This is a genomic window from Amnibacterium setariae (assembly GCF_003581425.1).
Classification (GTDB): Bacteria; Actinomycetota; Actinomycetes; order Actinomycetales; family Microbacteriaceae; genus Amnibacterium; species Amnibacterium setariae.
This window is the reverse complement of record NZ_QXTG01000002.1, coordinates 802822-820868: the sequence shown is the minus strand read 5'-3', so window position 1 is coordinate 820868 and position 18047 is coordinate 802822. Positions and strand designations below refer to the sequence as shown.

Below are 18047 nucleotides of genomic sequence, written 5' to 3'. Positions count from 1 at the left end.
CGCGTCACGGCTCGTCGGTCAGCCGGTACTCGACCCGGTGCCGGCCCACGATCCGCGCCGCCTTCGGGAAGGGCAGCAGCACGCCCTCCTCGCGCCGGACGAGGCGCCCCTCCTCGATCGAGCGCACCTCGTCGAGGAACGCCTTCGCCGCAGCGCGGCGGTCGAGCACGTCGCCGTCGGACGTCGCGTCGGCGACCGTCGACAGCAGCAGCCCCGGGCTCACCCCGGCGAGGCGCCGCACGCGGCCGAGCGACGCGACGCCGCGGCTCGTCGCGCCGCGGAGCTCCTCGCCGCAGCTGCACCCGTTGCGGCCGCACCAGGCCCTCGGTACGAGCAGCTCGCCGACGAGGCACTCCCGGCCCGGCTCGCAGAACCCCTCGATCGCGACGAGCGCGAACGCGTCCATGTCTTCCTCACCCGGCACGGGCAGGAGCACGCTACGAGCGGGGTGCGACAGCGGTCGCGGGCGCGCGTCAGCCCGTGATGTCGGCCACGGTCGCGTGCAGCGCGGGGAGGAGGGCCGCCGCGTCGACGAAGGCGCTGAACCCGTGCGCGCCGGCGCCCATCGCGATCCGGCCGGTGATGCGCTCGTCCGCGAACACGGGCCAGGCGGTCGAGCTGCCGAGCGGGGTGATCGTGCCGCGCTCGTACCCGGTCGCCGCCAGGGCCTCCTCGGCGCTCGGGAGCCGCAGCTTGTTCACGCCGACGGCCGCGCGCAGCTTCGCCCACGCGATCTGCCGGTCTCCGGGGACGAGCGCGAAGAGGAAGGTGCCGTCGCTGCGGCCGACGACGAGCGACTTGACGATCGACGACGGCTCGAGCCCGAGCAGCGCCGCGGCCCCCTCGAGGGAGTCCGCCGCGGGCCGCTCGACGAGCTCGACCTCGATCCCCAGGGTCCGCGCCGCCTCGGTGACTCGTTCGCTGCCCACGCCGTCACGCTAGTGCGGAGGAGCCGCGCAGCAGCGGCCGGGGTCGCGGCGGTCCCGCGTCCGTCCCAATAGGCTCCCGCGCCGTGAGGTCCGTCGTGCCCGCCGTGCTCCGGGAGGAGCCGGCGTTCCGCCTGCTGTTCACCGGGCAGCTCCTCTCCGTGCTCGGCGACCGGGTCACGATGCTCGTCCTGCCGTTCGCGGTGCTGAGCGTCGGAGGGGGGCCCGCGGGCGTCGTCCTGGTCTCGGTCGCGCAGTTCGTGCCGTTCGTGGTCCTCGCGCTGCCCGCCGGCGTGCTCGCCGACCGGCTCGACCGGCGCCGGATCATGGTCGCGTCGGACGCGGTGCGGTTCGTCGTGCAGCTGGTCGCGGGTGCGCTGCTGCTGACCGGTCACGCCGGCGTCCCCGTGCTGGTCGTGCTGGCGGTCGTCTTCGGCGCGGCCGACGCGTTCTTCCAGCCCGCCATCACCGGCCTCGTACCGGCGACCGTGAGCCCCGCCGGCCTGCAGCCCGCCAACGCGCTGCGCGGGCTCACGTTCTCGATCGGCTCGATCGCGGGGCCCGCGATCGGCGGCGTGCTCATCGCGCTGGTCGGGCCGGGCGGGTCGTTCCTGTTCGACGCCCTCACCTTCGCGGTCTCGGCCGTCACCCTCCTGCTGCTCCGCCTGCCCCGGGCGGCGCAGGACGCCCCGGCGGCCGAGCGGCAGCACTTCTTCGCCGACCTCGCGGCGGGAGCGGCGAGCGTGCGGTCGCGGCCGTGGGTGGTCGCGTTCCTCGCCGCCGGGAGCGCCTACACGGTGCTCGTGCTGCCCGCGATCTTCGTGCTCGGTCCGGTGCTCTCCGGCGAGCGGTTCGGCGGCGCCACCGGCTGGGCGGTCATCACCGCCGCGTTCGGCGTCGGGTCCCTCGCGGGCGACCTCCTGCTGCTGCGCTGGCGACCCCGGTTCGCCCTGCGGGCGTCGGCGCTCGCGCTCATCGGCGCGTCCTGCCAGGGCCTGATCATCGGCAGCGGGCTCGGCACGCTCCCGGTCGCCGCCCTGGAGGTGCTCGCCGGGGTCTGCGTGACCGTCTACTTCTCCCTGTGGGAGACGAGCCTGCAGGAGCACGTCCCCGACGCGGAGCTCTCCCGGGTCGCGAGCTACGACTACCTGACGAGCACCGGGGCGATCCCGCTCGGCTCCGTGGCGGCCGGGGCCCTGTCGGCCCTCGCGGGACCGGGCGCGGCGATCCTCGTGCTCGGCGCCGCGGGGCTGCTCGTCGCCTTCGCGGTGGTCGCGGTCCCCGCCGTCCGCCGCCTGCCGCGGGGGAGCGGCGCGGTGGAGGCGGCGATCCGCCCGGAGCCCCCGGCCCCCGCGGTGTGATCGCGCCGGCCGCTCCGGCACCCGGCGGGAATGCGGCGCGGGGAGGTCGGGTTCGCCCCCGTGTGACCGACGCAGCCCGTATGACCGACGCAGTGAAGATCGACGTCTGGTCGGACGTCGCGTGCCCGTGGTGCTACATCGGCAAGCGCAAGTTCGAGGCCGGAGCCGCCGCGTCCGGGGTGCCCGTCGAGGTCGAGTACCACTCCTTCGAGCTCTCGCCCGACACGCCCGTCGACTTCGAGGGCAGCGCGATCGAGTTCCTGTCCGGGCACAAGGGCATCCCCGTCGAGCAGGCGAAGGCGATGACCGACCAGGTGTCGGCGATCGCCGCCGAGGTCGGGCTCGACTACCACTACGACGACATCCGCCACACGAAGACGCTGCTCGCGCACGAGCTGCTCCACCTCGCGAAGTCGCGGGGCCGGCAGCTCGAGACCGCGGAGGCGCTGTTCAAGGCCTACTTCGTCGACGGCCGCCACGTCGGGCACGTCGACGACCTCGTCGCGCTCGCCGAGTCGGTCGGGCTCGACGGCGCCGAGGCGCGCGCCGCCCTCGAGGACCACCGCTTCGCCGGCGACGTGCAGGCGGACCTCGCGCAGGCCGTCGCGTACGGGATCCGCGGCGTGCCCTTCTTCGTGATCGACGGGCGGTACGGCGTCTCGGGCGCGCAGGCGCCGGAGGTCTTCGCCGGGGCGCTCGCGCAGGTCGCGGCCGAGCAGGCGGCGGCCCGATGAGCGCCATCACCCCCTTCACGATGCTGCCCGGCGCCGGGCCCGCCTGCGAGGGCGACGACTGCCTGCCGGCCGTCGACGTCGCGGAGCCCGCGCCCGCCGACTCCTGAGCGCCGAGGCGCACGCGGCCGCCGCTGTCGGCCGGGTCGGCGAGAATGGGGGCGTGACCACGGCACTCGCGCCTTCGCCCGCGCTCCGCATCGGCCCGCTCGGCCTCGACGTGCCGGTCGTGCTCGCGCCGATGGCCGGGATCACGAACACGGCCTACCGGCGCCTCTGCGCCGAGTACGGCGCCGGGCTCTACGTCAGCGAGATGATCACGAGCCGCGCGCTCGTGGAGCGGACCAAGGAGTCCATGCGGCTCATCCGCTTCCACGAGTCCGAGACGACGCGCTCCGTGCAGCTGTACGGCGTCGACCCGGCCACCGTGGAGGCCGCGGTGACGATGCTCCGCGAGGAGGACCGGGCCGACCACGTCGACCTCAACTTCGGCTGCCCGGTGCCGAAGGTGACGCGCAAGGGCGGCGGCTCCGCGCTGCCGTGGAAGCTCGACCTGTTCCGCGACATCGTCGAGCGCGCCGTCCGCGCGGCGGGCCCGCTGCCGCTCACGGTGAAGATGCGCAAGGGCATCGACGCCGACCACCTGACGTACCTCGAGGCCGGCCGGATCGCGGAGGGCGCGGGCGTCTCGTCCATCGCCCTGCACGCGCGCACGGCCTCCGAGTTCTACTCGGGCCACGCGGACTGGTCCGCGATCACGAAGCTCAAGGAGACGGTCACCGACGTGCCGGTCCTCGGCAACGGCGACATCTGGAGCGCCGACGACGCGCTGCGGATGATGGCCGAGACCGGCTGCGACGGCGTCGTCGTCGGGCGCGGCTGCCTCGGCAAGCCGTGGCTCTTCGGCGACCTCGCCGCCGCGTTCGGCCGCGGCGTCGCGCCCGAGCCGCCGAGCCTCGGCCAGGTCGCCGACGCCTTCAAGCGGCACGCGGAGCTGCTCGTCGAGTTCTTCGGCGACGACGCGGACGGCGGCGAGCACCGCGGCTGCCGCGACATCCGCAAGCACGTCGCCTGGTACTTCAAGGGCTACGGCGTCGGCGGCCAGCTGCGCGCGCAGCTGGCGCAGGTCGAGTCGCTGGCGCACCTCGACGAGCTGCTCGGGCGGCTCGAGCGCGACCAGCCGTACCCGGGCGAGCCCGCGGAGGGCCAGCGCGGCCGCGCCGGCACGCCGAAGTCGCCCGCGCTGCCCGACCGGTGGCTCGAGTCCCGCACCCTCGACGCGGCCGACCGGGCCGTCGTCGCCGGCGCGGAGCTGGACTCCTCCGGTGGGTGACGCGAAGGACGCCGACCTCGGCTACGGCGAGGCCGACCGCGACCGGTGGCTGCCGGAGGAGCACTCCTCCCGCCGCAGCGACTTCGCCCGCGACCGCGCCCGCCTGCTCCACTCCGGCGCGCTCCGGCGCCTGGCCGCGAAGACGCAGGTGCTGTCGCCGACCCTCGGCCTCGACTTCGCCCGGACCCGCCTGACGCACTCGCTCGAGGTCGCGCAGGTCGGCCGGGAGCTCGCGGGCAGCCTCGGGCTGGCTCCCGACGTCGTCGACACGGCCTGCCTCGCGCACGACCTCGGGCATCCGCCGTTCGGGCACAACGGCGAGCGCGCGCTCAACGAGTGGAGCACCGACATCGGCGGCTTCGAGGGCAACGCGCAGTCGCTCCGCCTCCTCACCCGGCTCGAGCCGAAGGTGTTCGGGCCGGACGACCGGCCCTACGGGCTGAACCTCACCCGCGCGAGCCTCGACGCCTCCGTCAAGTACCCCTGGGGCCTCGACGCGCCCGTGGGCGACCCCAGCGGCCGCGCCAAGTTCGGCTACTACCCGGAGGACGCGGCGGCGTTCACCTGGCTGCGCGACGGCGCCCCGGACCGCCGGCCGTGCATCGAGGCGCAGGTGATGGACCTGTCCGACGACATCGCGTACTCCGTGCACGACTTCGAGGACGCCGTCGTCGGCGGCTCCGTCGACCTCGCCGCGCTCCGCTCGAACGCGGCGCAGCGCGACGTCGTCGGCGCGATGCACGCGTGGATCGGCGGCGCGTTCGACCAGGACGAGCTCGTCGAGGCGCTGCACCGCCTCCGGGCGACCGACGCCTGGATCGTCGAGTGGGACGGGTCCCGGCGCGCGCACGCGGCGCTGAAGAACCTGACCAGCCAGCTGATCGGCCGCTTCGCCGGCGCCGCGACCACCGCGACCCGGCGGGCGCACCCGAGCGGCGACCTCGTCCGGTTCCGCGCCGACGTCGTCGTGCCGCGCGGCATCCAGGCCGAGATCGCGGCCCTCAAGGGCATCGTCGCCGCGTTCGTGATGGCCAACGACGACCGCCGCCCGGTCTACGTGCAGCAGCGCGAGCTGCTGCAGGAGCTCGCCGACGCCCTGCACGCCGCCCCGCAGCACCTCGACACGGCCTTCGGCGCGGACTGGCGGACCGCGGAGGACGACCGCGCCCGCAAGCGCGTGGTCGTCGACCAGGTCGCGAGCCTCACCGACCAGTCCGCCCTCGCCTGGCACGGGCGGCTCGTGCGGTGACGCGGCGGGCCCGCCGCATCCCGCCCGCGCCGCAGCTGCAGCTCGAGGGCGTGCTGCTCGCGGGCGGCCTCCGCGCGCTGCTCCTGCAGCTCGCGCACCCGGCCGTCGGGCACGGCGTCGCGGCGCACAGCGCGTTCGAGGCGGACCCGCTCGGTCGGCTGTGGAGCACGCTCCGCTACGTGTACGTCGTCGCCGCCGGGGACGAGGACCTGGTCCGGCGGTCCGCCCGCGCCGTCGGCCGAGCCCACCGCCCCGTCGTCAGCGGTCCGGGCGCGGCGGTCGGCTACGACGCCCGCGACCCCGCGCTGCAGCGGTGGGTCGCGGCGACCATCGCCGACACGGCGCTCCGGATCGCGGACGCGACCTGGGGCCCGCTGCCGCCCGCGCTCGCCGACGAGCTGCTCGCGCGGATGGGGCGGCTCGCGACCGCGCTCGGCCTGCCGGAGGGGGAGTGGCCGGTCGGTCGGGACGCCTTCGACCGGGCCGTCGCGGCGGACGCGGCCGTGCTGCGGTTAGACGGCGCGACGCTGCCCGTCGTCCGCGCGCTGGTCGCCGCGCGCGGCACGCCGTGGTGGCTGCGCCGGATCATGCCCGCCTACCTGCTCGCCACGCTCGGCACCCTGCCCGCGCTGCGGGCCGAGCTCCTGCCGCTCGTTCCGCCGGGCACGCCGGACCTGCTGCCGCTCGCACGCCGGCTCGCGCCGCTCGTCCGGCTGCTGCCGCCCGGCCTGCGGCGGCTGCCCGCGCGCCGCATCCTCGCCGTCGCTCGCCGCGCCGCGGGCTGAGCGCCCGCCGAGCCGGCCGACGGCGCGCGGGCCTACGATCGCCGCATGCCGATCCCCGAGGCGGGCCGCGCCGCCGGTCACGTCCTGCTCGACGTCGCGAGCGCCTGGGACGCCGACGCGAGCGACGAGCAGAACTTCGAGACCGCGAACCTCGCCGTCGAGCGGCTGCTCGAGCTCGACGCCGTCCGGGTCGACGTCGAGATCGCCGAGTCCGAGGACGAGGCCGACGACGAGATCAGCGTGAGCGTGGACGTCTCCGACCTGATCGGCCCGAGCGCGCTGCTCCTGCACCGCGCGCTCGAGCTGCTGGCGGAGCGCGGCCTCGACCGCGCCGACGCGATCGCGCAGCTCCGCGAGGGCGTCGACTCCACCGACTGACGCGGGCGGCTGGGCTGCCGACCCCGTCGATCAGGTGCGAGCGCCGGCCCGCGTCGAGATCACGAGCGCCCCGGATGGTGTCGAGGCTCGCTCCGCTCGCACCTCGACCGGCGGGTGACGACGCCCGGGGTGTGGAGGGCGGGCCGGGGCGGTCGCCGGGCGAACCTAGAATCCGACCTGTGCCAGGCCGGATCCGTCGCAGCGATGTCGACGAGGTCCGCAGCCGCACCGACATCGCGGCGGTCGTCGGCGAGCAGGTGGCGCTCAAGCCCGCCGGCGTCGGCTCGCTGAAGGGCCTCTGCCCCTTCCACGACGAGCGCAGCCCCAGCTTCACCGTCCGGCCCGCCGTCGGCCGGTACCACTGCTTCGGCTGCGGCGTCGACGGCGACGTGATCAGCTTCCTGATGGAGCTCGACCACCTCTCGTTCACGGACGCCGTCGAGTCGCTCGCGAACCGGCTGAACTTCACGCTCACCTACGAGGACGGCCAGCCGCAGCAGGACTCCGCGAACCGGGTGCGGCTGCTCGAGGCGAACCGCCTCGCGGCCGAGTTCTTCGTCGGCGAGCTCGGCTCCCAGGCCGCCGCCCCCGGGCAGCAGTTCCTCACGGAGCGCGGGTTCGACCAGGCCGCAGCCGCGCACTTCGGCGTCGGCTGGGCGCCGAAGTCGTGGGACGCGCTCACGAAGCACCTCCGGGGCAAGGGCTTCCAGGACGCCGAGCTGTCCGCCGCCGGGCTCGTGTCGAGCGGCGACCGCGGCGTCTACGACCGGTTCCGGGGCCGGCTCGTGTGGCCGATCCGCGACCTCACCGGCGCGGTCGTCGGGTTCGGCGCCCGGCGCCTGCTCGAGGACGACCAGGGCCCGAAGTACCTGAACACCCCCGAGACGCCGATCTACCACAAGTCGCAGGTGCTCTACGGGCTCGACCTCGCGAAGCGGGAGATCTCGAAGACCGGGCGCGCGGTGATCGTCGAGGGGTACACCGACGTCATGGCCTGCCACCTCGCGGGCGTCCCCACGGCGATCGCGACCTGCGGCACCGCGTTCGGCGTCGACCACATCAAGGTGCTGCGCCGCGTGCTCGGCGACGAGACGGGCGCGCACGGCGAGGTCGTCTTCACGTTCGACCCCGACGCGGCCGGGCAGAAGGCGGCGGTCCGCGCCTTCGCGGAGGAGCAGCGCTTCTCCGCGCGCACCTTCGTGGCCGTGGGTGCCGACGGCCTCGACCCGAACGACCTCCGCGTGCAGCGCGGCGACGGCGCCGTCCGGGCGATGCTCGAGGCGAAGCGGCCGATGTTCGAGTACATGATCCGCCGGGTGCTCGACTCCTACGACCTCGACTCGGTCGAGGGGCGGGCGGCGGCGCTGCGGGAGGCGGCGCCGATCGTCGCCGACATCCGCGACCAGGCGGTGCGACCCGGCTACGTGCGCGAGCTCGCCCGCTGGCTCGGCATGGACCTCGCCGACGTCGACCGCGCGGTCAAGCGCGGCCGGGGCGCTGCGCGCGACGCCGACCGGCGCGGGTCGGACCGCGGCCGCGCCGGTCGGCAGGACGAGGCACCCGCGCAGCCGCAGCGGCCGCCCGCCTCCCTCCGCTCCCTGCCCGACGACCCGGCGACGCGGCTCGAGCGCGAGGCGCTGATGATGATCGTGCAGGTGCCGCACCTGGTCGGCGGCGACCTGATCCGGCGCTCGACGGAGGCCGGGTTCCACAACGGCACGCTCGCCGTCGTGCGCGACGCGATCGCGTCGCAGCTCGGCGCGCTCGGCGGCGCCGGCTGGCTCGAGCGGCTGACGGCGGAGGTGCCGGAGCCGATCGCACCGATCGTGCAGGAGCTCGCGTTCCTCCCGCTGCCGGTGCGCACGGGCGGGGAGGAGCAGCTCGCGCGCACCGCGAAGTCGACCGTGGCGGCGCTCGTCGACCGGCACCTGCTGCGCCGGAAGGCGGACCTCGTGCGGCAGCTGCAGCGGACGGAGGGCGCCGACGCGGACCGCTTCCGCGAGCTCCGGCAGCAGCTGGTCGTCGTCGAGGCCGACCGCCGCACCCTCCGCGCGGTCTGAGCGCCCCCAGTCCGCGGGGATCCGGGCGCGCCGGGTCCGCCCAGTTCGGGGGTGTCGCCGGTCCGCCGGCGCGTCGCGGACCTATCGTCGAGCCACCGGAGGGGGTCCCACCATGCTCGACAGCGACGCCGCGATCGTCACGCGGGACCTCACCGTCGGCTATCCCGGCCCGGTCCGCTTCGACGCCGTCCGCGGCCTCGACCTCGTCGTCCGGCCCGGCGAGCTCGTCGGCGTCGTCGGCGAGACCGGCGCGGGCAAGTCGACCCTCGCGCGCGTCCTCGCCGGACGCGCCGCGCGGAAGGCGGGGGAGCGCGGGCCCCGCGTCGTCGGCGGCTCGGTCTCGGTGCTCGGGCTCAGGGCGGAGCGGCCGGGCCGCGCCGCGTCCCGCGTCCTCGGCACGCAGGTCGGCTACCTCCCGCAGCACGCCGGCCGCACCCTGACCCCCGGCCTCACCGTGGCGGAGAACGTCACGCAGCCGCTGTTCGAGCACGACCGCCGCTTCGACCGGCGGGAGGCGGGCGCCCGCGCCGCGGAGCTCGTCGACGCGGTGCAGCTGCCGCTCGGCATCCTGTCCCGCTACCCGTGGGAGCTCTCCGCCGGGCAGCGGCAGCGGGTCGCCATCGCCCGCTCGCTGGTCCTGCGGCCGAACCTCTGGATCGCGGACGAGCCGACCTCGAGCGTCGACGTCGCGACGCGCGGCCCGGTGCTCGACACCCTGCTCGAGCTGCACGCGGAGCGCGTGTTCTCCGCCGTCATCGTCAGCCACGACGCCGCCGTCATGCACCGCACGACGCATCGCGTCGTGGTGCTGCACCGCGGCGTGATGATCGCGGCCGGCACCGCGGAGTCCGTGCTCGCCGACCCGATCCACCCCTACGTGCGCGGTCTCCGGGACGACTACTTCCTCCGCACGGGCGCGATCAGCGTGCCCGCGGGGCGCTGAGCCGGACCGCCGCGAACCAATAGGCTCGGACCGGGCGCTCGCCCGGAGGGGCGGTCGGCCGGTGCTCGGACTCGTCCTGCGCGGACTGCGCTGGCGAGCCGCCCTCTCGGTCACCGTCTGGGTCTGCGCGGTCGTGGTCTGCGCCGGCGCCGCGCTGGGACCGGTGTTCGCCCTCGCCGCCGCGGAGAGCGGCCTGCAGGACGTGCTGCGAGACGCCGGCGCCGCGACGAGCGTGCGGCTCATGGGCTCGACGGGCCAGGAGACGGGCGGGGCGACCCGCGTCACGATGCCGGAGGCGGACGAGCGGTTCGACGCGGCCGCCCGGCTGCTCCCGCTCGCGCACCGGCCGCGTGCGGTCCGCTCCCTGCTCGTGATCGCCAACGGGGACGCGGGCCCGCAGGTGATGCACAGCCGGCTGGTCTGGCGGGACGGCGTCTGCGCGCAGGTCCGGCTCGTCGCCGGGCGCTGCCCGACCGGGGCCGACGAGGCGATGGTCAGCGAGCGCGCCGCCTCCTACCGCGACGTCGGGTGGAAGCCGGGCGCCCGCCTGACCATGACGGCGACCGACGGCACCGCGGCGGTCGTGCGCATCGTCGGCGTGTACCGGCCGATCTCCACCGCGTCGCCGGCCTGGTCCGGCCAGATCTTCTTCCAGAGCGGCATCGACTCGTACGGCACGCCGTTCACCGACGCCGTCTTCACCACGCGGGCCGTGTTCGAGTCGCTGCCGAAGGACGCGCTCGTCGAGCAGGCCGTCGACCTGCCGCTCGACGCGGCCTCGGTCCGCCTCGCCGACCTCCCGGCGCTGCGCGCCCAGGTCGCCGCCCTGCGACCCGCGGCACGCGACGTCGGGCTCAACGCCTCCACGGAGCTCGCCGGGGTGCTGCGCCGCGCGGACGCGGTACATGCGCGGATCGACGTCGCGACCGCGCTCGTCGTCCTGCAGCTCTGCGTGCTCGGCTGGCTCGTGCTCCACCGCGTCCTCGTCGACGCGGTGGAGGCGCGCAGCGCGGACATCGCCCTCGCGAAGCTGCGCGGGTTCGGTCGGGGCGCGCTCGTGCGCTTCGGGCTCGGGGAGCCGATCGCGCTGCTGCTGCTCGCCGTGCCCGCCGGCGCGGCCGTCGCGTTCGCCGCCGCGACGGCGCTGACCCGGGCCGCGCTGCTCCCCGGCACCCCGGTCGTGTTCCCCTGGCAGGCGTGGCTGGCGCTCGCCGCGGCCGTCGCGGGCGGCGTCGCCGCCGTCGTGCAGAGCGCGTGGACCGCGCTGCGCCGACCCGTGCTCGAGCAGTGGCGCCGGACGCGCAGCGCGCCGCGCGGCTCCCGGGCCGGCCTGCTCGCGGACGCCGCCGTCGCCGTCCTCGCCGTCGCCGCGTTCGTCGTCCTCCGCCTGGTCGGGCCCGCGGCGGGGCCGCTCACGCTGCTCGGGCCCGGGCTGCTCGTCGCCGCCGCGGGCTTCACCGGCGCGCGCCTCCTGCCGCTCGTGCTCCGCCCGGCCGTCCCGGCCACGGTGGCCTCCCGTCGGATCCCGCTCTTCCTCGCCGTCCGCCAGGTCGTCCGCCGGCCGGCCGGGCTCCGGCTCGTCGCCCTGCTCACCGTCGCGACGGGGCTCGCCGTCTTCGGCGTCGGCGGGCAGGCGGTCGCGGCGGACAACCGGCAGGCGCGCGCCGCGGCCGAGGTCGGCGCGACCCGCGTCGAGCGGCTGCAGGTCGCGCCGGGGGAGGACGTGCTCGGGAAGGTCGCCGCCGCGGATCCGGCGGGGCGCTGGGCGGCCGCCGCCGCGACCTGGCTGCCGTCGGGCGGGCAGGACGTGCTGGGCACGGTGATCGCGGTGGACGCCCGCCGGCTGGCGGCGGCGGAGGCGCCCGCCGCCGGGGTCGTGCCGCCGGCGCGGCTCGCCGCGCTCACCCGCACCGGCACGGTGGACCCCCTCGTGGTGCGCGGCCGGACCCTCGTGCTCCGGGCGACGGTCTCCGGGACCACCGGCGGTCCGCTGCCGCACGTCGTCCTGGAGGTCCGCGCCCCGGGCGGTCGACCCGTGGAGGTGCCCTCCTCGAGCCTCCGCACGGGCACGCACGACTACCGGGCGACGATCCCGTGCGCGGACGGCTGCTCGCTGACCGGGATCGGCCTGAGCCGCAGCGTCTACGCGGAGGGCGTGGTCGCGGGGACCGCGGTGCTGCACGGGATCGAGGTCGACGGGCGCGCCGTCGACGCCGGGTTCCGCGACCGGCGCGGCTGGCACGCCGCCGTGCCGCAGGGCACCGCGTCGGACCGGCTCCGGGTGACGTCCGACGGGCTCGAGGACCGGTTCCGCTCCGACGACGGCGGCACCGGCGGCATCACGCAGGGCGACGTGGTCGACCCGGTGCCCGCCGTGGTGGCCGGGGACGGCGCGCGTCGGACGGGCGTCGGCGACGCGCTGACCGTGGCGTCCGTCGACGGCGCGACGACACGGCTCCGAGTCCAGTCCGACACCGGGGTGCTGCCCGTGGTCCTCGACGACGGCGTCCTGGTCGACCTCCGCTCGTTCTCCGCGGCGCTGCCGGGCTTCGGGTTCGACGCGGTCTGGTCCGTCTGGCTCGGTCCGCACGCGCCGCCGGACGCGCTGCAGCGGCTGCAGCGGGCCGGCCTCGTGCTCGACGGCGGCACGACGCTCGCCGACCGCCGGGCCGAGCTGTCGCGCGAGGGCCCGGCGCTCGCCCTCCTGCTGCTCGCGGTGTGCGCGGTCGCCGGGGCGCTGCTCGCGATGGGCGGCACCGCGGTCTCCATCGGCGCCGCCGTCCGGCGGCGCTCCTACGAGGCGGCCGCGCTCGGCACGGTCGGCATCCGCCGCCGCCAGCTGTACGGCGCCGCGCTCGTCGAGCAGCTGCTCCTGCTCGGGTCCGCCGTGGTGGTCGGGGTGCCCGCCGGCATCCTCGCGCTGGTGCTCGCCCTGCCGGCGGTGCCGCAGTCGAACGAGGCGTCGCCCGTCCCGCTCGCGCTGCTGCCGTCGCCCGCGCCGATCGTGCTCTGCGCCGCGGTGCTGGTCCTGCTCGTCGGGGCGACGGTCCTCGTCTCCGCGTCCCGCGTCGTCCGCGCGGCGTCCAGCTCCCGGCTGCGGGAGGCGGAGGAGTGAGCGCGGGGCTGCCGGTGCAGGTCCGCCACCTCACCCACGACTACGACGCCGACGGCGAGCGGGTCCGCGCGCTCGAAAACGTCTCGTTCGACGTCGCCGCCGGCGCGCGCTGCACGGTCGTCGGGCCGTCCGGCTCCGGCAAGTCCACCGTGCTGACCGTGCTCGCCGGCCTCCAGCGCCCGACCCACGGTCGGGTGCTCGTGGGGGAGGCCGACCTCACCGCGATGCGGGAGCGGGAGGTCGCGGCGCTCCGGCGTCGGGCGCTCGCCGTGGTGGTCCAGGACCCGCGCCGCAACCTGCTGCCCTACGGCACCCCCGTCGACAACATCCGCTTCGCGCAGCGCCCGGCCGGCCGTCGCGCCCGTCGTCGGGGTGCGCTGCGCGATCCGCTCGAGCTGCTGTCGGCCCTCGGCCTCGCCGCTCTCGCGCACGACCGCGTCGACCGGCTGTCCGGCGGCGAGCGGCAGCGGGTCGCGATCGCGGCCGGGCTCGCGCTCGACCCGGCCGTGCTGCTCGTCGACGAGCCGACGAGCGCGCTCGACGCCCGGTCCCGCGACGACGTGCTCGACCTGCTCGACCGGGTGGCGTCGGAGTCCGGTGCGACGCTGATCGCGATCACGCACGACCAGGTCGTCGCCGACCGGATCGGCGGCGTGGTCACGCTCGAGGGCGGACGGGTGGTGCGACCGTGACGGGGCCGCTGGTCGAGCTCCAGGGCGTCTCGGTCCGCCGCGCGGGGCGCGACGTGCTGCAGGACGTCGACCTCGCGATCGGGGCCGGCCGGTCGGTCGCGCTCGTCGGGCCCTCCGGATCCGGCAAGTCGACGCTGCTCGAGCTGCTCGGCGGCCTCGCGCGCCCGGACCGCGGCCGCGTCGTGCGCGAGCTGCCGGAGGAGCGGATCGGGCTCGTGCTGCAGGGGCACGGCCTCGTCAGCCTGCTGACCGCGGAGGAGAACGCGGCGGTCCCGCTGCAGGCGCCCGAGCGGCCGCGGCTCGCCCGCGCCGAGGTGCGCCGACGCGCGACGGCGGCGCTCGCCGGGGTCGGCCTCGACGCCGTCGCCGACCACCTCGTCGAGGCGCTGTCCGGCGGGCAGCAGCAGCGGGTCGCCGTGGCCCGCGCGCTCGTCACCGAGCCCGACCTGCTGCTCGCGGACGAGCCGACCGCCGCGCTCGACGCCGAGAACCGCGAGCACGTCGCCGACCTCCTGTTCGCGCTGCCGGCGCGCGGCACGGCGCTCGTCGTCGCCACGCACGACCGGGCGCTCGCCGCGCGAGCGGACGTCGTCCTCCATGTCGAGTCCGGGCGGCTGCGCACCGGCTGAGGTCCGCGATCCCAGGCGGCGCCACCGGGTCGCGCCCTACCGTGCTGCGCATGACCGACCTCGCGGAGCGCGCCGACGCGCTGCTCGACCTCCACACCGCCCCCGAGATCCTCGTGCTGCCGAACGTCTGGGACGTCGTCTCGGCGCGGGTCGTGAGCGCCGTCCCCGGCGTGCGGGCGCTCGCGACCGCGAGCCACTCGATCGCCGCGACCTTCGGCTACCCGGACGGCGAGAACATCCCGCTCGAGCTGCACCTCGACATGGTCCGCAGGATCGTCGAAGCCGTGGACCTGCCCGTGTCGATGGACTTCGAGGCCGGCTACGGGGACCCCGGCGCGACCGCGGCGAAGGCCATCGCGGTCGGCGCCGTCGGCGGCAACCTGGAGGACGCGATGCGCCCGCTCGACGACGCGGTCGCCGCCGTGCGCGCGGTGCTCGACGCCGGCCGCAGCGCGGGGATCGACTTCGTCCTGAACGCGCGGACCGACGCCGTGCTCCGCGCCGAGCAGGGTGCCGACCGCGCGGCGGTGCTCGACGAGGCGATCCGCCGGGGCCGGGCGTTCCTCGAGGCCGGCGCCCCGGTGGTCTTCGTGCCCGGCCTGGTCGACCGCGACGAGATCCGCCGCGTGGCCGCCGCGCTGGGCGAGCGGAGGCTGACCGTCATCAGCCCGCCGGGCGTCGCGCTGCCCGCCCGCGAGCTCGAGTCGCTCGGCGTCGCCCGCGTCTCGACCGGCCCCTTCACGCAGCGCGTCGCGCTGACCGCGCTGCAGGACGCGGCGGCCGACGTCGTGGGCGGCGGGGTCCTGCCGCCGGGGACGCGCGCCCTGAACTGACACCCCGCCCGCGCGCCGACGTCCGAACGGCGGCCGCCGGTTGGGCTACACTCGACGGGCCGCGGTGGTCGCCACCGCTGATCCTCGATAGCTCAATTGGCAGAGCAGCCGGCTGTTAACCGGCAGGTTCTTGGTTCGAGTCCAAGTCGGGGAGCCGAGGGCCCGGTCGGCCAGGGAACCCCTGGTCGACCGGGCCGTTCTCGTTCCTCCCGGACCTCGTCCATCTGCGCCTCGCAGCGGCGGATCGTCCTCGTCGGACCGCGGCCCGCGTGCCCTGGGCGGCCGGGGCACGTCCTTGTGCCGCGCGGTGCAGCGACCTGGCGTCGCCCCCTCACGATCCGCGGTGCGGCGGGTCGGTGGGGGAGGGGATCGTCGTGCGACGGCTTCGGATCGCGCTGCTGGCGACGACTGCTGCGCTCGCGCTCGCGGCGGGCGCGGGCGCGTTGGCGGTCGCGGCGCCGAGCGCCGCACCGAAGACGGTCACGAGGTATTTCGCGCTCCAGGGGTCGGGCTCGCACCTGCTCGACGCGGCGAAGCGGACCGCGAAGGCCTTCGACGGCTCCTCCGGCAGCCGGTACGTCCTCGACGCCCGGAAGCACCGGACCACGGTGCCGAAGGGGTACGACGCCTGCCTCGTCGGGGACGAGCCGCTGTTCCGCAAGGAGGTCGTCGTGCCGCAGGACGGCGTCACGGACGTGCTGTGGATCCGACCCGAGCGGGGCACCTCGGGCCGATGGAGCCTGCCCGAGGGCTCCTCGATCATCGCGCCGGCGCCGAACGGCTGGATCATCGAGACGGCGGTCGAGGGCGGCACCGACGGGCGCCAGGCGTACGCGCTGCGGCGCGTCACGACCGACGGCCGGACGGTCGACCTCGGCGTCCCGCGACCCGACGGCGAGACCTTCACCGCGGGCGCCTCCCCGTCCGGGCTGCTGATCTCCGACCCGACCGACGGCGGCGACACCGCGGCCGCGGGGACGCTGCAGCTCATGCGGTGGTCCGAGCCCGGCGTCTTCGAGCGGGTGTACCCGGCGAAGGGCACGGCGCCGACGATCGGCGCCCCGATCGGCTGCGGCAGCAGCTCGCGCACCCTGGTGCACTGCATCACCGGCATGGACGAGGACGCCGTCGCCCGGGTGATCCCGCTCGGCGGCTCCGGGTCGACCGTCTCGAAGGACGCGTGCGCGATCCGCCCGGCCGTCCGCACCTCCGCGATCGCCTGGGTCGACGTCACGAGCACGCACGGGTGCCGACCCGGTCGCCTGGAGCAGCGGACGACCTCCGGGAGGCTGACCGTCTCGACGCGCCGCTACTCGCGGTTCCAGGAGCCGGTGACGGCGTTCGGGAAGCTGGTCGTCGCGACCTCGACGCAGCGGCACCTGGTCGCCGTCAGCGACCCGGCCGGCCGGCCCCGGACGCTCGTGGGCCGCTGACCGGGGACCCGGGGAGGACGCGCCTCCGTCGTCAGGCGATCGCGAGCCGGTGCACGGCGCTCACCGCGTCGTCGAGCAGCTCGCGCGGGCAGCCCCAGTAGTCGTACACGCCGCCCCGGTCGCCGTTGCTGCCGCAGACGACGAAGACCCCGGTGCCGAGCTCCTCCTTGAGCGCACTCGCGAGCCAGCCGACGAAGCCGCTGTTGTCGACCCCGTCGGGGAAGTGGAACGAGAAGACGCCGAAGCGCTCGCGCCCGTCCTCGCCGTCCTCGTCGGCGGGCCGGAGCACGCTCCAGCTGGTCTCGTCGCGGACGACGGCGAGGAGGTCCTCGTCGAGGACCGGCGGCCGATCCCTCGGCGACTCGAAGAACGACCAGGTGCCCGGGAGCACGACCATCTCGGCGAGGCCGAGCACGCCCCGCAGCCGGGTCCGGGTCTCGTCGGGGGTCTCGTGACTCACGCTCACCATCGCCTCACCCTACGGGCGGGGTCCGAGCCGATCCGCGGCGTACGGATCGCACCGAGCGCTCGGGTCGGTCGGTCCGTCGGTTCCGGCAGCACCCGGTCGGTTCCGGCAGCCCGTATCGGGCCGGAACGGCTGCGGGAACCCGCGAGGCCTGCCGGAAGCGACCGGTTGCGGACGGGCGCCCGGCCGCGGGCGCTCAGACGGCGGGGAGCAGGATCGGCGCATGAGCCAGTACGACAAGCACGACCCGAGGTCGCTCTACCCGGCGCCGCCGTTCCCGAAGCAGGAGCAGTCCCTGCCGGGCGCCGCCTGGAAGATGGACCCCCGCCCGGACCACGGCGAGCAGAGCTACGTCGGCACGGAGCGGCTGAAGGGCTACCGCGGCATCGTCACCGGCGCCGACTCCGGCATCGGCCGCGCCGCCGCGATCGGCCTGTCCCGCGAGGGCGCCGACCTGGTGCTCTCCTACCTCCCCGACGAGCAGGAGGACGCGGAGGCGGTGCGCGACCTACTCGAGGGCGAGGGGCGCCGCGCGGTGCTCTTCCCCGGCGACATCAGCGACGAGCAGTACTGCAAGGACCTCGTGCAGAAGGCGGTCGACGAGCTCGGCGGCCTCGACACCCTCGTCATGGTCGCCGGCCGGATGGACAGCAACGACGACATCCTGACCCTCGAGACCGCGGCGATCGACTCGACGTTCAAGACGAACATCTACTCGCTCTTCTGGCTGACGAAGGCCGCGGTGCCGCACCTGGAGCCGGGATCGACCATCGTCACGACGGGGTCGACGCAGGCGTCGTCGCCGTCGCCCGACAAGATCGACTACGCGGTCTCCAAGGGCGCCATCAAGCTCTTCACCCAGGCCGTCGCCCAGCAGCTGGCCCCGAAGGGCATCCGGGTGAACTCGGTCGCGCCGGGCCCCGTGTGGACGCCGCTGCAGCCCGGGTCGGACGACGCCGAGACGGTCTCGTCGTTCGGCGAGGACTCGCCGATGGGGCGCCCCGGTCAGCCCGCCGAGCTGGCCGCGGCCTACGTGCACCTCGTGAGCCCCGAGTCGAGCTACCAGACCGGCTCGACGATCGCGGTCGCCGGCGGGATGCCCGTCTTCTGAGC

General features: G+C 76.1%; 17 protein-coding genes and 1 tRNA gene. 15 read left to right on the top strand and 3 right to left on the bottom strand.

What is annotated here, in order from left to right; all coding sequences use genetic code 11:
- Positions 1-4 precede the first annotated feature (4 nt).
- Positions 5-424: a hypothetical protein gene (locus D1781_RS11845; protein WP_147392089.1), complete on the bottom strand. Its 420-nt coding sequence runs from the start codon at positions 422-424 to the stop codon at positions 5-7.
- Between the two features lie 49 nt (positions 425-473).
- The gene (locus D1781_RS11840; RefSeq protein ID WP_119482474.1) at positions 474-929 is read right to left on the bottom strand and encodes an aminoacyl-tRNA deacylase; all 456 of its coding nucleotides are present in this window, start codon (positions 927-929) and stop codon (positions 474-476) included.
- Positions 930-1012: 83 nt separating this feature from the next.
- On the opposite strand from D1781_RS11840, the gene D1781_RS11835 reads away from it, so the two are divergent.
- From D1781_RS11835 to D1781_RS11770, 14 genes are all read left to right on the top strand, one after another.
- The gene (locus D1781_RS11835) at positions 1013-2287 is read left to right on the top strand and encodes an MFS transporter (RefSeq protein WP_158590080.1); all 1275 of its coding nucleotides are present in this window, start codon (positions 1013-1015) and stop codon (positions 2285-2287) included.
- Between the two features lie 80 nt (positions 2288-2367).
- Positions 2368-3021, top strand: a complete 654-nt coding sequence (locus D1781_RS11830; RefSeq protein WP_119482472.1) for a DsbA family oxidoreductase — start codon at positions 2368-2370, stop codon at positions 3019-3021.
- Positions 3022-3181: 160 nt separating this feature from the next.
- Positions 3182-4351, top strand: coding sequence for a tRNA dihydrouridine synthase DusB (dusB, locus tag D1781_RS11825; RefSeq protein WP_119482471.1), 1170 nt, complete (start codon positions 3182-3184; stop codon positions 4349-4351).
- Positions 4344-5600 (top strand): deoxyguanosinetriphosphate triphosphohydrolase, encoded by a 1257-nt coding sequence (locus D1781_RS11820; protein ID WP_119482470.1) that lies wholly within the window; start codon positions 4344-4346, stop codon positions 5598-5600. The genes dusB and D1781_RS11820 overlap by 8 nt, the downstream gene beginning before the upstream one ends.
- The gene (locus D1781_RS11815; RefSeq protein WP_158590079.1) at positions 5597-6385 is read left to right on the top strand and encodes an oxygenase MpaB family protein; all 789 of its coding nucleotides are present in this window, start codon (positions 5597-5599) and stop codon (positions 6383-6385) included. Before D1781_RS11820 ends, D1781_RS11815 begins: the two co-directional genes overlap by 4 nt.
- Positions 6386-6430: 45 nt before the next feature.
- The gene (locus D1781_RS11810; protein WP_119482469.1) at positions 6431-6763 is read left to right on the top strand and encodes a hypothetical protein; all 333 of its coding nucleotides are present in this window, start codon (positions 6431-6433) and stop codon (positions 6761-6763) included.
- A 179-nt stretch (positions 6764-6942) separates the two neighbouring features.
- Entirely contained in the window at positions 6943-8823 is a 1881-nt protein-coding gene (gene dnaG, locus D1781_RS11805; protein ID WP_233551298.1) for a DNA primase, read from the top strand.
- A 112-nt stretch (positions 8824-8935) separates the two neighbouring features.
- Positions 8936-9766 (top strand): ATP-binding cassette domain-containing protein, encoded by an 831-nt coding sequence (locus tag D1781_RS11800; protein WP_119482467.1) that lies wholly within the window; start codon positions 8936-8938, stop codon positions 9764-9766.
- A 61-nt stretch (positions 9767-9827) separates the two neighbouring features.
- Positions 9828-12881, top strand: coding sequence for an ABC transporter permease (locus D1781_RS11795; RefSeq protein WP_119482466.1), 3054 nt, complete (start codon positions 9828-9830; stop codon positions 12879-12881).
- Positions 12878-13573, top strand: coding sequence for an ABC transporter ATP-binding protein (locus tag D1781_RS17590; protein ID WP_158590078.1), 696 nt, complete (start codon positions 12878-12880; stop codon positions 13571-13573). Before D1781_RS11795 ends, D1781_RS17590 begins: the two co-directional genes overlap by 4 nt.
- Positions 13570-14202, top strand: a complete 633-nt coding sequence (locus tag D1781_RS11785) for an ABC transporter ATP-binding protein (RefSeq protein WP_119482464.1) — start codon at positions 13570-13572, stop codon at positions 14200-14202. Before D1781_RS17590 ends, D1781_RS11785 begins: the two co-directional genes overlap by 4 nt.
- 50 nt (positions 14203-14252) lie before the next feature.
- The gene (locus D1781_RS11780; RefSeq protein WP_119483230.1) at positions 14253-15035 is read left to right on the top strand and encodes an isocitrate lyase/PEP mutase family protein; all 783 of its coding nucleotides are present in this window, start codon (positions 14253-14255) and stop codon (positions 15033-15035) included.
- Between the two features lie 81 nt (positions 15036-15116).
- Positions 15117-15189 (top strand) — tRNA-Asn (locus tag D1781_RS11775).
- Positions 15190-15409: 220 nt separating this feature from the next.
- On the top strand, positions 15410-16468 hold the full coding sequence (locus D1781_RS11770) for a hypothetical protein (protein WP_147392087.1): 1059 nt from the start codon (positions 15410-15412) through the stop codon (positions 16466-16468).
- 31 nt (positions 16469-16499) lie between these two features.
- Here D1781_RS11770 and D1781_RS11765 read toward each other — a convergent pair whose 3' ends face one another.
- Positions 16500-16937, bottom strand: a complete 438-nt coding sequence (locus tag D1781_RS11765; RefSeq protein ID WP_119482462.1) for a DUF6196 family protein — start codon at positions 16935-16937, stop codon at positions 16500-16502.
- Positions 16938-17157: 220 nt separating this feature from the next.
- Here D1781_RS11765 and D1781_RS11760 point away from each other — a divergent pair, with 220 nt between their 5' ends.
- Positions 17158-18045 (top strand): SDR family oxidoreductase, encoded by an 888-nt coding sequence (locus D1781_RS11760; RefSeq protein WP_119482461.1) that lies wholly within the window; start codon positions 17158-17160, stop codon positions 18043-18045.
- Positions 18046-18047 lie beyond the last annotated feature (2 nt).

What these genes read in the sequence shown, in the direction of transcription:
- D1781_RS11830 (WP_119482472.1), top strand. Translation starts at nt 2,368, where the DNA reads ATGACCGACGCAGTGAAGATCGACGTCTGGTCGGACGTCGCGTGCCCG.
- D1781_RS11810 (WP_119482469.1), top strand. Translation starts at nt 6,431, where the DNA reads ATGCCGATCCCCGAGGCGGGCCGCGCCGCCGGTCACGTCCTGCTCGAC.
- D1781_RS11800 (WP_119482467.1), top strand. Translation starts at nt 8,936, where the DNA reads ATGCTCGACAGCGACGCCGCGATCGTCACGCGGGACCTCACCGTCGGC.
- D1781_RS11780 (WP_119483230.1), top strand. Translation starts at nt 14,253, where the DNA reads ATGACCGACCTCGCGGAGCGCGCCGACGCGCTGCTCGACCTCCACACC.
- D1781_RS11765 (WP_119482462.1), bottom strand. Translation starts at nt 16,937, where the DNA reads ATGGTGAGCGTGAGTCACGAGACCCCCGACGAGACCCGGACCCGGCTG.
- D1781_RS11760 (WP_119482461.1), top strand. Translation starts at nt 17,158, where the DNA reads ATGAGCCAGTACGACAAGCACGACCCGAGGTCGCTCTACCCGGCGCCG.